Source organism: Ruegeria sp. R14_0, from assembly GCF_017743975.1.
GTDB lineage: Bacteria > Pseudomonadota > Alphaproteobacteria > Rhodobacterales > Rhodobacteraceae > Ruegeria.
This window is the reverse complement of the sequence record NZ_JAGHRC010000001.1, coordinates 189,977-202,221: the sequence shown is the minus strand read 5'-3', so window position 1 is coordinate 202,221 and position 12,245 is coordinate 189,977. Positions and strand designations below refer to the sequence as shown.

The 12,245-nt window shown below is 58.4% G+C and carries 15 protein-coding genes; 7 read left to right on the top strand and 8 right to left on the bottom strand.

Annotated features, from left to right (window positions below; all coding sequences use genetic code 11):
* Positions 1-49: 49 nt before the first annotated feature.
* The 3 genes from J7416_RS00970 to J7416_RS00960 form a co-directional block, all read right to left on the bottom strand.
* Positions 50-514, bottom strand: coding sequence for an NUDIX hydrolase (locus J7416_RS00970; protein ID WP_209222233.1), 465 nt, complete (start codon positions 512-514; stop codon positions 50-52).
* Between the two features lie 123 nt (positions 515-637).
* Complete coding sequence (locus J7416_RS00965) at positions 638-1,381, bottom strand: EcsC family protein (protein WP_209222232.1); 744 nt, start codon at positions 1,379-1,381, stop codon at positions 638-640.
* Between the two features lie 52 nt (positions 1,382-1,433).
* Positions 1,434-1,928 carry an N-acetyltransferase gene (locus tag J7416_RS00960; RefSeq protein ID WP_209222231.1) on the bottom strand — a complete coding sequence of 165 codons (495 nt, stop codon included), beginning with the start codon at positions 1,926-1,928 and terminating at the stop codon, positions 1,434-1,436.
* A 72-nt stretch (positions 1,929-2,000) separates the two neighbouring features.
* Between J7416_RS00960 and J7416_RS00955 the strand changes: the two genes are divergently transcribed.
* Positions 2,001-2,606 (top strand): flavin reductase family protein, encoded by a 606-nt coding sequence (locus tag J7416_RS00955; RefSeq protein ID WP_209222230.1) that lies wholly within the window; start codon positions 2,001-2,003, stop codon positions 2,604-2,606.
* A gap of 136 nt (positions 2,607-2,742) precedes the next feature.
* On the opposite strand, the gene J7416_RS00950 is transcribed toward J7416_RS00955, so the two are convergent.
* A complete protein-coding gene (locus J7416_RS00950; protein ID WP_209222229.1) occupies positions 2,743-4,377 on the bottom strand; it encodes a SulP family inorganic anion transporter in 1,635 nt (544 codons plus the stop codon).
* 198 nt (positions 4,378-4,575) lie between these two features.
* Here J7416_RS00950 and J7416_RS00945 point away from each other — a divergent pair, with 198 nt between their 5' ends.
* Positions 4,576-5,448 carry an S-methyl-5'-thioadenosine phosphorylase gene (locus tag J7416_RS00945; protein WP_209222228.1) on the top strand — a complete coding sequence of 291 codons (873 nt, stop codon included), beginning with the start codon at positions 4,576-4,578 and terminating at the stop codon, positions 5,446-5,448.
* 9 nt (positions 5,449-5,457) lie between these two features.
* Here the strand turns inward: J7416_RS00945 and J7416_RS00940 are convergent, their stop codons facing one another.
* A complete protein-coding gene (locus tag J7416_RS00940) occupies positions 5,458-6,324 on the bottom strand; it encodes an alpha/beta fold hydrolase (protein WP_209222227.1) in 867 nt (288 codons plus the stop codon).
* 207 nt (positions 6,325-6,531) lie between these two features.
* Here J7416_RS00940 and J7416_RS00935 point away from each other — a divergent pair, with 207 nt between their 5' ends.
* Together J7416_RS00935 and J7416_RS00930 are read left to right on the top strand one after the other, a co-directional pair.
* Positions 6,532-7,548 (top strand): DUF418 domain-containing protein, encoded by a 1,017-nt coding sequence (locus tag J7416_RS00935; protein WP_209222225.1) that lies wholly within the window; start codon positions 6,532-6,534, stop codon positions 7,546-7,548.
* A gap of 52 nt (positions 7,549-7,600) precedes the next feature.
* Positions 7,601-8,230 carry a LysE family translocator gene (locus J7416_RS00930; RefSeq protein ID WP_209222223.1) on the top strand — a complete coding sequence of 210 codons (630 nt, stop codon included), beginning with the start codon at positions 7,601-7,603 and terminating at the stop codon, positions 8,228-8,230.
* 5 nt (positions 8,231-8,235) lie between these two features.
* Here J7416_RS00930 and J7416_RS00925 read toward each other — a convergent pair whose 3' ends face one another.
* Positions 8,236-8,409, bottom strand: coding sequence for a hypothetical protein (locus tag J7416_RS00925; RefSeq protein ID WP_209222222.1), 174 nt, complete (start codon positions 8,407-8,409; stop codon positions 8,236-8,238).
* A gap of 106 nt (positions 8,410-8,515) precedes the next feature.
* On the opposite strand from J7416_RS00925, the gene J7416_RS22750 reads away from it, so the two are divergent.
* The 3 genes from J7416_RS22750 to J7416_RS00915 all read left to right on the top strand — a co-directional run bounded on the left by J7416_RS22750 (position 8,516) and on the right by J7416_RS00915 (position 9,924).
* Complete coding sequence (locus J7416_RS22750; RefSeq protein WP_280636802.1) at positions 8,516-8,650, top strand: hypothetical protein; 135 nt, start codon at positions 8,516-8,518, stop codon at positions 8,648-8,650.
* Positions 8,651-8,731: 81 nt separating this feature from the next.
* Positions 8,732-9,271 (top strand): adenine phosphoribosyltransferase, encoded by a 540-nt coding sequence (locus J7416_RS00920; protein WP_170465492.1) that lies wholly within the window; start codon positions 8,732-8,734, stop codon positions 9,269-9,271.
* A gap of 170 nt (positions 9,272-9,441) precedes the next feature.
* Positions 9,442-9,924 carry a fasciclin domain-containing protein gene (locus tag J7416_RS00915; RefSeq protein ID WP_209222221.1) on the top strand — a complete coding sequence of 161 codons (483 nt, stop codon included), beginning with the start codon at positions 9,442-9,444 and terminating at the stop codon, positions 9,922-9,924.
* Between the two features lie 34 nt (positions 9,925-9,958).
* Here the strand turns inward: J7416_RS00915 and J7416_RS00910 are convergent, their stop codons facing one another.
* Both J7416_RS00910 and J7416_RS00905 read right to left on the bottom strand, forming a co-directional pair.
* A complete protein-coding gene (locus tag J7416_RS00910) occupies positions 9,959-11,374 on the bottom strand; it encodes an FAD-binding oxidoreductase (protein WP_209222220.1) in 1,416 nt (471 codons plus the stop codon).
* 38 nt (positions 11,375-11,412) lie between these two features.
* On the bottom strand, positions 11,413-12,231 hold the full coding sequence (locus J7416_RS00905) for an MBL fold metallo-hydrolase (RefSeq protein ID WP_209222219.1): 819 nt from the start codon (positions 12,229-12,231) through the stop codon (positions 11,413-11,415).
* Between the last annotated feature and the right edge of the window lie 14 nt (positions 12,232-12,245).

Here is a 12,245-nt window from a genome sequence, read left to right as displayed (position 1 = left end):
CAAATAGATACCGACAGACATGGCAAGATCAAGCCCTTGGCAAGGCAAGTCAGTGCAGAATTGCACCTAGTTTCCGTAACAATTGGGATAGTTCCGATGAATTAACCAAACCAGCCGCTTTTTTGGGCGACACCCATTTGCTTTTGCGTTGACCCCGTTCCGGAAAGCTTGCCGAAGTCGACGATACATAGAGGGGAAACACATCCACCATACACAGGACAGGCCCCTTGGCGCATCGGCTTTTGATATGGGCGAAACGTCCCATCGGGTCGGGCGCACAAGAGCCCCTGACGCCGGCCTCTTCCCACGCCTCCTGTGCGGCGGTCTGAGAGGGGGACAAACCATCGATCAACCACCCTTTGGGTATGATCCATCGTTTGGATTTACGCGTGGTGATCAGCAGCACCTCAAGCCGACCCTCTCTGACCCTATAACACAGGGCCGCCGATTGCCGGGCAATTCCAAGGTGTTTGCCCTTGGGCTGCAAGCGGGCTGAAAACCGTGCATCAGTCACGCCGAACCGCCTTTCAAGTCTGCTCTGTCCCTCGACGCCAACCTTTGATTTTTCAGATATTTAGCGGTTGTCCAACACCAGCGTACAATATAAAGCGGTCATTTCCAAGATATTCGAGCAGGCTTAGAGACGCACGGCCAACCTTTGTACCAGGTCCTCATGCGGGATATCGGCATCAATCGCCAAACGACGCAGTCCAAAATGGACCCGAGCCACCTGCTGGTAATAGCGCGTATAGACATAGTTCGTGCCACCGCCGGCAATAGCGCCAAGAACCGGAACCGATTGTGCCGCCAGCTTTTGGCCCAGGACAATCGACAGGCGAGGTGCGACTGCTGCGATAAGTTTCTGCATGGCCGGACCCGTCAACGTCAGACGAACCGAGAAAAAGCCCAGATCGGCCCCATCGTCGTAAGCCAATGGCCCAGCCGCCGACAAAACCTGAACGCAATCGAATTTGACGCCCTCTTCGGACGGATCAAACCCTTCCCGGGACGCAGCCCCCTGGATGGCACGCAGCAGCATGGCTGTTGTCGCAGGCAATTCCATCAGGGCCGTCGAAACGCCACCTATGCCGCCCGCTGCCCCCATCGCCGTTGCAACCGCCGTGTTGACCCAGGGTTTCTGGTCCGGGACAGCGCGACGCGAACCTTCGGCCGCATGCATTGCCAACCAGAGCGCCTGTTCGGTCGCCCCGGTCAGTCCATTACGTATGGGGTCGGGAAGCTGTTCCAACAGGTTTTCAGCCGATCCACCCAAACTGTTCAACAGCTTGACCCCCGGCCCTCCGGCAGACCGATAGTATTGGGCCAGCCGATCCAGCTCGGCCTCGGCATCCAGTTTCTCGACAACAAGTACGTCCTGCATAAAAGCCCTCCTGCGTTTAAACATCGGGGCTGAACGCTACGGTTTCAATAGTTCAGCGTGTCCAGCGGGTCACCGCACCCTGAACGTTGGACCAGACACCGGGGGTCAATTCCACCCCCAAAACCCGATCAGGGTTGGTCGGCGGCGGCATCTCCACACCCGCAAGCCGCGAGAACCCAAACCGCACATAGTAAGGCGCGTCGCCGACCAGCATCACCCTGTGCCAACCCTTTTCGCGGCCCGCCTCAAGCCCCTGATGGATCAGGAAACCGCCCAATCCTTCGCCCTGATGGGTCGGGTGAACAGCTACAGGCCCCAAGAGCAAGGCATCATGTTCACCAACATGAACAGGCCAGAACCGGATCGCACCGGCCAGAATGCCCTGTCCATCGCGCGCAACCAAAGACAGGCCGGTCACCGGCGGAACGTCATCCCGCAAACGGTATGAGGACAGCGCTTCGCGCCCGGGCGCAAAGCACAGGTCATAAAGAGCCTCGACCTCCCACCAGTCGTCGGGCTTTTCCGGCCTGATCTCGAACTGCTGCACTCCCGCCCTCTTTTCCTTGCTGGAATTCGCCCTAGCACTTCGGTACGCCTTGGGCAAACGCTTGGAGACCTTATGTTCTATCGCCCCAAAGACGGCCACGGCCTGCCGCACAATCCGTTCAATGCAATTATCACACCGCGGCCGATCGGCTGGATATCATCCCGCGACGCAGAGGGCATCAACAACCTGGCCCCTTATTCTTTCTTCAATGGGGTCGCCTACACGCCACCACAGGTCATGTTTGCCTCGACCGGCACCAAACACGATCAGAACGGGACAAAGGACAGCCTAGCAAATATCGAGGCGACCGAAGTGTTCTGCGTGAACGTCGTGGCGCATGCACATCGCGATGCGATGAACGCCAGCTCGGCCGGCCTGCCCAAACACGTGGACGAATTTGGCCATGCGGGGCTGACCCCGATCGAATGTGAAACCATCCCCTGTGCGCGGATCGAAGGCGCGCCGGCGGCTTTGGAGTGTAAGCTGACACAAATCGTCACCTTGCCCGGTGAGGCCAACCGAGTCGTATTTGGCGAAGTCACCGGCGTGCACTTGCGGGATGATTGCCTAAGGGACGGAATATTCGACGTCACCTCATTCCAACCGCTGGCGCGACTTGGATATCGGGACTACTCGGTGGTGACCGAATTGTTCTCGCTCAACCGTCCCGACGATTGAAGCCGGTCTTGGGGGCGCTGCCCCCGCTGCCCTTCGGGCAACTCCCCCGGGATACTTGAGGCCAGATGAAGTAATGGATCCTTTATTCATCTGGCGGAAAATATCCCGGAGCGCGAGGCAGAGCCTCGCAAAATCCTCAGTGGCCGCCCAGAACACCCGTGCGGACTGAGTAATCGACGGCCAGTTCGTAATCCGGGTCGTCGTCGCTGTCGACCATCAGGTGGCCGGCTTTGTTCAGCAATTTGTGGCAATCCCGGCTGAGGTGGCGCAGCATGACGCGTTTGCCTGCGGACTCGTACTTGGCGGCGATGTTCTCGATGGCCTGCAGCGCAGACTGATCCACGACGCGGCTTTCGGCGAAGTCCACGATGACGGTGTCGGGGTCATTCGGCACGTCGAACAGTTCGATAAATCCGTCGGATGAACCAAAGAACAGCGGACCTTGGATCTCATAGACCTTTGCGCCCTCTTCCGTTGCGGAATCCCGTGTGACCGCGTGGATGCGCTTGGCGTTGTTCCAGGCATAGGCCAGAGCCGAGACGATCACCCCGACAACCACGGCGACTGCAAGGTCTTCCATGACAGTCACGACGGTCACCAGCACAATGACAAAGGCATCCATCAAGGGCACCTTGCGCATGATCTTGAACGAGTTCCAAGCAAAGGTTCCGATCACGACCATGAACATCACGCCGACCAGAGCGGCCAACGGAATCTGCTCGATCAAGGGTGATGCGAAAAGGATGAAGATCAGCAAGAACAGCGCCGCTGCGATCCCCGCGATACGGGTCCGACCGCCGGATTTCACGTTGATCATCGACTGACCGATCATCGCGCAACCGCCCATTCCGCCAAAGAAGCCGGTGACAACGTTGGCCGCGCCTTGGGCGATACATTCCTGCGAAGCCCCACCGCGCTTGCCCGTAATCTCTCCGACAAGGTTCAAGGTCAGCAACGATTCAATCAGACCGATGGCCGCGAGGATGACGGCGTAAGGCAGGATGATCTCGAATGTTTCCCAGTTCAGCGGAACCATCGGGATGTGGAATTGCGGCAGGCCGCCCTCGATCGAGGCCAGATCACCGACACGGGGCACATCCAGCCCAAAGCCGATCACCAGAGCCGCAACGACGACGATCCCTGCCAATGGCGCAGGCACGATGCGCGTGATACGCGGCATGATCCAGATCACGGCCATCGTCAGAGCCACCAAACCCAGCATGGTGTAAAGCTGCAGGCCTGAAAGCCATTCACCGCCGCCCACACCGTGGCCAGTGTTTTCCATCGTGCCGGGCACTTTGAACTGGCCCATCTGCGCCAGGAAAATCACGATCGCCAGTCCATTCACAAAGCCCAGCATCACCGGATGCGGGACCAGACGGATAAACCTTCCCCAATGCATCGCACCCGCGATGACCTGCAGAATGCCCATCAAAACCACTGTTGCGAACAAGTATTCCACGCCATGCTCAGCCACCAGCGCCACCATGACAACGGCCAACGCCCCGGTTGCACCTGAGATCATGCCCGGACGCCCGCCGATCAGCGCGGTGATCAAACCCACCAGAAATGCCGCATAAAGCCCGACCAACGGGTGAACGCCTGCCACAAAGGCAAATGCCACAGCTTCGGGGACCAGAGCCAACGCAACGGTCAGGCCTGACAACAGCTCGATCCGCAGGCGCGAGACCGTCAGCCCCTCGTCCGGCATCCAGCGGAGATCGGGTTTGGCTATACGATTGGCAAAGCTTGCCAGCATGGCTCGGGGCATAAGACGTCCTGTGGGTTTGTGCGCGCGAAAGGGGCCTTTTACCCATCCTCCACGACATAAGATACCGCACCCAGCGGGACCCTGATATGCACTGTGCGCATAACTGCCACAGGAACTACACAAACCCTTGAAGCCACTTGTCAAACCATCAGCCGCCCCGCAGAACTCTGAAAACAGTTTTTCATGCGGAGAGCAGCCATGACCCAAACCAAACTAGCTATCATCGGTGGATCCGGCATTTATGACATCGACGGACTGGAGAATGCGGAATGGGTCACCGTGGAAACCCCATGGAGCAAACCCTCGGACGAGATTTTGACCGGATCGCTGAACGGGGTCGAGATGGCCTTTCTGCCCCGGCACGGGCGCGGCCACGTGCATTCTCCGACCGAGGTACCCTATCGCGCCAATATCGACGCGCTGAAACGACTGGGTGTGACGGACGTGATCTCGGTCTCGGCCTGTGGATCGTTCCGCGAACACATGGCCCCGGGCGATTTCGTGATCGTCGATCAGTTCATCGACCGGACTTTTGCGCGGGACAAGAGCTTTTTCGGCACCGGTTGCGTCGCCCATGTCAGCGTCGCACACCCGACCTGCCCGCGTCTGTCGGACGCGTGCGAGACGGCAGGTAAGGCAGCTGGGATCAACATCCACCGCGGCGGTACATATCTGGCGATGGAGGGACCTCTGTTCTCAACCCTGGCGGAATCCAAGATGTACCGCGAGCAATGGGGCTGCGATGTGGTGGGCATGACCAACATGCCCGAGGCCAAACTCGCGCGCGAGGCCGAGCTTTGTTACGCCTCGATCGCAATGGTCACCGACTACGACAGCTGGCATCCTGATCATGGCGAGGTCGACGTGACTGCCATTATTGCAACACTGACTGGGAATGCTGAAAAAGGCCGGGCTCTGGTCAAGGGTTTACCGGATCTGCTGGGGGCCGTGCGTGCGCCCTGCCCTCATGGCTGCGACAGGGCGTTGGAATATGCGATCCTGACAGCACCGGAAAAGCGCGACCCGGCCTTGTTGGCAAAGCTGGATGCTGTTGCCGGTCGGGTTCTCTGAACCGCGCACTCAGTTCGCGGTCAAGGCTTGTTGCACCTGATCCCACAGGCCGTGTGACCAGAGGTCATTATGAGTGCCGTCCGGGATGACGTGGATTTCCGCCGAATCCCCTGCCATCGCGGCCAGTGCTTCGCCATGATGCAGCGGGACTGTTTCATCTTCGGTCCCGTGGAAAATCAACGTGGGAACCATGATACCCTCGATCAAATCACGCGTCGCGAATTGATCCCGCATCAAGGCATGCACCGGCAACCAAGGGTACCTTTCCGCCGCAACGTCGACCGTTGCGGTAAACGGAGCCTCCAGCACCAACAATTGTGCGTTCGGACGTTGTTCCGCCACAGCTGCCGCCACGGCGGTTCCAAGGCTTTGACCGTGCAGAACAACCGGTACGCCGTCGCCGTCCAATTGATCATACATTTGAACGCCATCAGAGATCAGCGCCAATTCGGATGGCTCGCCGTCACTGCCCGGATAGCCACGATAGCTGGGGGCCAGCAGACCGAAACCGCTGTTCAGGATCTCTCTCATACGGTCGGCCCGATCCGCAAGGTTTCCGGACTGACCATGAAAGAACAGAACCGTCGGCGCACCCTCGGTGGCGGGCGGAGCAGACCAGGCTGTCAGCGTGACACCATCGGCCATTGTCAGCGAAACGGCCTCGACATCAGCCAGACCAACCATGTTGGGCGCGGGCAGCTCACCTTCTGGTTTGAACAGCAACGATTGCTGGTTCACATACATATAGCCGACGATGCCCGCATAGATCACTGCAAGCAGTGGCACCATCAGGATAAGCGCGCCCTTGACACGAACGCCCAGCGACGGGCGTGAATCCGGTGCGGCACCTGCATTTGTGTGATCAGTCTGAACCATCGGCTTCTCCCTGAAACATGGCCCAAGTTTGGGGACCGGCTGGCCCGTTTCAAGCCACGCGTTGCAGAGTTAATCCAATCTTTAAACTTGTTGCCCCATTGCACAGCTCGGTTTCTTTTTTCCGCGCCATCTTGAAACCGAGCGTTCTGCCCACCGATCTGTTGCACACGAAATCCCGCCAAGTCACTGGCAAACCAGAGGAATAACATGCAAAGACTTGCGGCCTTGGATGCAGCCCGCTTTCTGGCGTTCTGCGGAATGGTTCTGGTGAACTTCCGCATCGCAGCTCAGGTGGAACTTGCTCACGATTGGGCTTCGGTCCTGATCGGTTCGCTGGAAGGACGTGCCGCAGCCCTGTTTGTTATTCTGGCAGGTATCGGAATTGGTCTGTCCACAATCTCAGCTTCGCTGTTGTTGCGGCGCGCGGCGTTCCTGTTTGTTTTGGGCCTGATCAACATGACGGTGTTCGACGCCGACATTCTGCATTTCTACGCTCTATACTTCGTCGTGGGCGCGATGTTTTTGACAGCCTCAGGCGGCGTGCTGTGGCTGGGGGCCGCCGGGATCGTCACACTGGCCGTCAGTGCCACCATGATCTTCAACTACGACCTTGGTTGGGATTGGGACACGCTGACCTACACCGACCTATGGACCCTTCCCGGCTTTTTGCGGAACCTGTTTTTCAACGGCTGGCACCCGGTTCTGCCGTGGGCTGCATTTCTGCTGATCGGCATGGCCATCGGACGGTCCGAGCTACACACAAAATGCATCCAGCACCGGCTGATCATGTGGGGGTTCGGTGCCGCCGTGTTTGCGCTATTTCCACAAGTGTTGGCGACAGACCCCGATCTGGCAACTTATCTGGGCACCGAGTCCATCCCTCCGGGGCCGTTCTATATCGTTGCCGGCACCGGTTCGGCTTGTGTGGTAATCGGTCTGCTTCTGAAACTCTGGCCAATGATCGAGAGGTTGGGCATCGGCCCTGCCCTGACCGCGCCAGGCCGGCAGAGCCTGACGTTGTACATGGCGCATATCCTGATCGGCATGGGCATTCTAGAAGAAGCCGGGCTGCTGGACGGCTCGCTCAACGCGCCGCAGGTTTTTGCCTGTGCGTTGGTGTTCTGTGTCGCGTCATCAGTCTTTGCCTTGCTTTGGTTTCGAAAATTCAAACGCGGTCCGCTTGAGGCGCTGATGCGGTTTGCCACACAGCCACGAGGGGCTTGACCTTCGGCGCTGGCCAAGGCTTGCTGCGGGAAATGAAAACATAGGATTTCACATGTCCCTTGACCTTTGGCTTGCCTTTGTCGCCGCCTCTACAGCCTTGCTACTGATCCCCGGCCCGACCGTTTTGCTGGTGCTCAGCTATGCCTTGTCCAAAGGACGTAGCGTGGCGGTGGCCTCGGCGACCGGTGTGGCCGTTGGCGATCTGGTGGCGATGACTGCGTCGCTTTTGGGGTTGGGAGCATTGGTTCTGGCCTCGGCCACCTTGTTCACCGCGCTGAAATGGGTTGGGGCCGCATACCTGATCTGGTTGGGCATCAAACTGCTGCGCAGCGCGCCGTCGGGCGGTTTGGAGACTGTGGACACAGGGCGCGATGTCACAGCACACAGCGTTTTTGGCCACGCCGCCGCCGTGACCGCATTGAACCCGAAATCCATCGCGTTCTTCATCGCGTTTGTTCCGCAGTTTCTACGCCCGGCTGACCCACTGGGTCCGCAGTTCGCGATCCTGATCGCGACTTTCGTCGGTTTGGCATGGTTGAACGCGCTGGCCTATGCGCTTTTGGCCGATCGTCTGCGCCGAATGATCGGCCGTGCAGGCGTCATCACCGCGATGACTCGGTTCGGAGGGCTGACACTGATCGGAATGGGCGTGGCCACAGCGGTTCTACGCCGCCCGGCCTAGCGTGCCTAATCTTCGGCGTGTTCCTTCATGAACCCGCGAATGAACCGCCGGATTTCCCGCGCGGCCGAGGTGTCCAGTTCCTTGCACAGTTCGACAAAAGCGTCCCGTTCATCCTTGTCCAGACGCAGGACCAACTGACTGTTTTTCTTGGTTGAACCCTTACCGTCTTTCTTTCCCACGCGCCCTGTTCCCATCAAAGACTTGACTTTTTAGTCTATGCAATGTATATACATAGCATAGAAGTTGTAGTTATCGAGCAAGTAACAATAAAATAGGATTATGGCAATGAACCTTCATGTGGCTCAGGCATTTCTTTTGCGAGATCAGCGCAATTGGCGCAAACCGCACCTGTCGTGGTTACCCGCCGCGCTGTACCGCTATTACGGACTGCCCAAGGCAACGCCGGAACACCGCAAGTAAAAACGGCGGCAATCTTTTCTTGCATGACTGACCCCAATGGGCCAAACAGCCCAGCGTGTTTTGACGCCAAAGGGGTTGGTCATGTCCAGAAACAAGTCGGTCAAGGATTACATTCGGACCATCGTTGATTTCCCGCACGAAGGGATCATGTTCCGGGATGTCACGACCCTGTTTGCTGACCCGCGCGGTTTCCGCATGGCCATCGACCAGATGCTGCACCCTTATGCGGGCGAACGCATCGACAAGGTCGTCGGCCTTGAGGCGCGCGGCTTTATCCTTGGCGGCGCTATCGCGCACCAGCTGAGCGTCGGCTTTGTGCCAATCCGCAAAAAGGGCAAACTCCCCGGCACCACCATCAGTCAGGACTATAAACTGGAATACGGCGAAGCCATCGTCGAGATCCACGACGACGCTATCCAACCAGGGGAAAAGATCCTTGTTGTTGACGATCTTCTGGCCACCGGCGGCACTGCGGCGGCGGGCATCAAACTGATCGAGCGGCTGGGCGGCGAGATTGTCTCGTGTTCGTTCATCATCGACCTGCCGGAACTGGGCGGACGCAAGGTGCTTGAAGAAATGGGCATGGATGTTCACGTCCTGTGCGAATTCGAGGGGCTGTGAGCCCCAGCGCGATCACAAAAATGTGAGTGGAAATTCGAAACTCTGCTGGCTTAGCGCGAGTCATTGTCTGTTCAACTCAAACTTATCGACGCATTCAGTGATCTCTTTTTGAGAGCGGCGCGTATCCCGATTGATGCCACCCAGGGCATACCAACAAGGGAATACAAACCATGTTTCGCAAACTCGCAATCGCCGGTGTCGCAAGTCTGTTCGTGGGAACTGCCACGTACGCTGACGGCCACTCCAAGGATATCGTCGACACAGCGGTCGGCGCTGGAAGCTTTGAAACCCTCGTCGCAGCCGTACAAGCCGCCGAGTTGGTGGACACGCTGAAAGGCGAAGGCCCCTTCACCGTCTTTGCCCCTACGGATGAAGCATTTGCCGCTCTGCCCGAAGGCACGGTCGAGACCCTGCTGAAGCCCGAGAACAAAGACCAGCTTGTCGCGGTCCTGACGTATCACGTGGTGCCCGGCAAAGTAATGTCCGGAGATCTGTCTGACGACATGAAAGCCGCAACCGTTCAGGGCGGCGAGATCACGATTGATCTGGACAACGGAGTAATGATCAACGACGCGAATGTTGTTCAGGCTGATATCGAGACGTCGAATGGCGTGATCCATGTCATCGACAAGGTGATCCTGCCTGAATCGTAAGTTTTGCGAGCGGTCCGTGCCACACGGGCCGCTCCTACACCTTCAGCACTGCCCCGGGGTTCATGATACCCTTGGGATCAAGGGCGGTTTTGATCGCCCGCATGGCCGACAACTTGACCGGGTCGCCGTACCGTTCCAGATCATCGGTCTTTAGACGACCAATTCCGTGTTCAGCACTGACAGACCCCGCGAATTCATCGACCAGGTCATGAACTGCGCGTTTGATTGGCCCGCGTTGTGCATCATATTCAGATCGGTCGTGCCCAGCGGGTGGGAACACGTTGTAGTGCAGATTGCCGTCTCCCAAATGCCCAAAACAGTTGATCCGGAACGGCCCCAAGGCGCCGATGGCATCGGACCCGCGCTGGATGAACTCGGGGATACGCGAAATCGGAACAGAGATATCGTGACTGGACACTGACCCGATCAATCGGTTTGCCTCGGGGATTTGTTCGCGCACGGCCCATAGCTCTGCGCGTTGTGCTTCGCTTTGCGCAATCACTGCGTCGCTGACCAAACCGCGATGCTCAGCCGCTTCGTACAAGGCCATCAATGCCTCGGACGGTGACAATCCGCCAGACAACCCTAGCTCGATCAACACCATCCATTCGGGCTGCGTGGCAAAGGGTTGGCGGATATCTGGCAGCACCTCGGACAGAAACTGCAAGCCCTGCTTGTGGATCAGCTCAAAGGTACTGACCCCCTCGCCCAGCTGATCGCGCGCCAATGCCAGCAGATCAATCGCTGCTTCTGGCGACGCCACCTGAAACATAGCAGTCCCCACACCTTGAGGGCGAGGATACAGCTTCAGCGACGCCGCGGTGATAATGCCCAGCGTTCCTTCCGCCCCAATCAGCAGGTTGCGCAAGTCGTAGCCGGTATTGTCTTTGCGCAATCGGCTCAAGCCATGCCACATGTCGCCATTCGGCAAAACCGCTTCAAGACCAAGACATAGATCGCGGGCATTGCCATATCGCAGAACGTTGACACCCCCGGCATTCGTCGCGAGGTTACCGCCGATCCGGCACGAACCCTGCGCCGCAAGCGCCAGCGGGAACAGCCGATCTGCCTCATCGGCAGCGGCCTGCACATCTGCCAAAATAGCGCCAGCCTCGGCAATCAGAATGTTCTCGGCGGGATAGACCGCACGTATGGCCGTCATCCGTTCCATCGAAATCAGCAACGGTGCCGGGCCTTCGCCCATCACCTGCCCGCCCACAAGACCAGTGCCGCCGCCATATGGCACAACCGGGACCGAAGCGTCGCTCGCCACCCGAACCAAGGTCGCAACCTCTTGCGCCGTCCGAGGCAAGGCCAGAACGCCCACATGGCCCGCAAACCTGCGGCGCGGCTCTTCCAGGTATCGCGGGTCAATGGGTCGTAACACATCCTCGCCCAATGCAGCGCAGATTGATCGGGCGAATGTGTCGTCAGCGGCGTTAAGTGTCATGCCCTTTCCTTGCTCAAGCGGCCACGCCCCGGCAAGCCTTATTCCAGATCAATCAGGTATTGAGGCTCCAACACCACGACCGTCGGACGATCCGGCAAGTCGCGCAAGGACACCGTGATCTCGGACACGCCTTTGCGCTCGACCGGAAAGTCATTGCGTATATCGACCAAAAATCGATCCAACGAGAACCCCGAAAACCAGTGCATCGGAATAATGACCGAGCTTTTCAGCCGTTTGAGCACGGTGATCATATCGGGCAAAGGCATCGTCGTCCCGCCATCCACGGCCGCCATGACAACATCCAGCCGACCCAGCGCAGCGAACTGCTCATCCGAAGGCACGTGATGCAGATGTCCCAGATGACCGATGCACAGCCCCTCGACCTCGAACACAAAGATCGAGTTTCCTCTCTCCTCGTACCCGCCATAGGAGGACCGGATATCCGTCGACACATTGCGCACCAGCATCTCACCCAGATCCAGATAATGTTCGATCCCCTGCCCGAACTCTCCCCAACCTGGCAACACATGCGGGATGGCGGGGTCCGGATTGGCCGTCCAATGGGTGGTGTGCGCATGGTTCATCGTCACAACATCCGGGATCAGATCGGCGCTGCCGATGAAACCGGTGAAATCCGTCACCGCATTCAACCCGCCTTGGGTCTGAATAAGGAAGGATGCGTGGGCAATATAGCTGATCCGAACCGAGAATGCCGGCACCGGGTCCTGCCAGGCGGCTTTGTGAATGTACTCAATCCCCGGGGCTGCGTCCGCGATAGCGATACAATGGCTCGGCCGTCGCTCCTGCGCCACCGCCCCGCCTGCAATCATCATCAGCCCAACAACAAACCATCGCATGATCGGATTGTAGC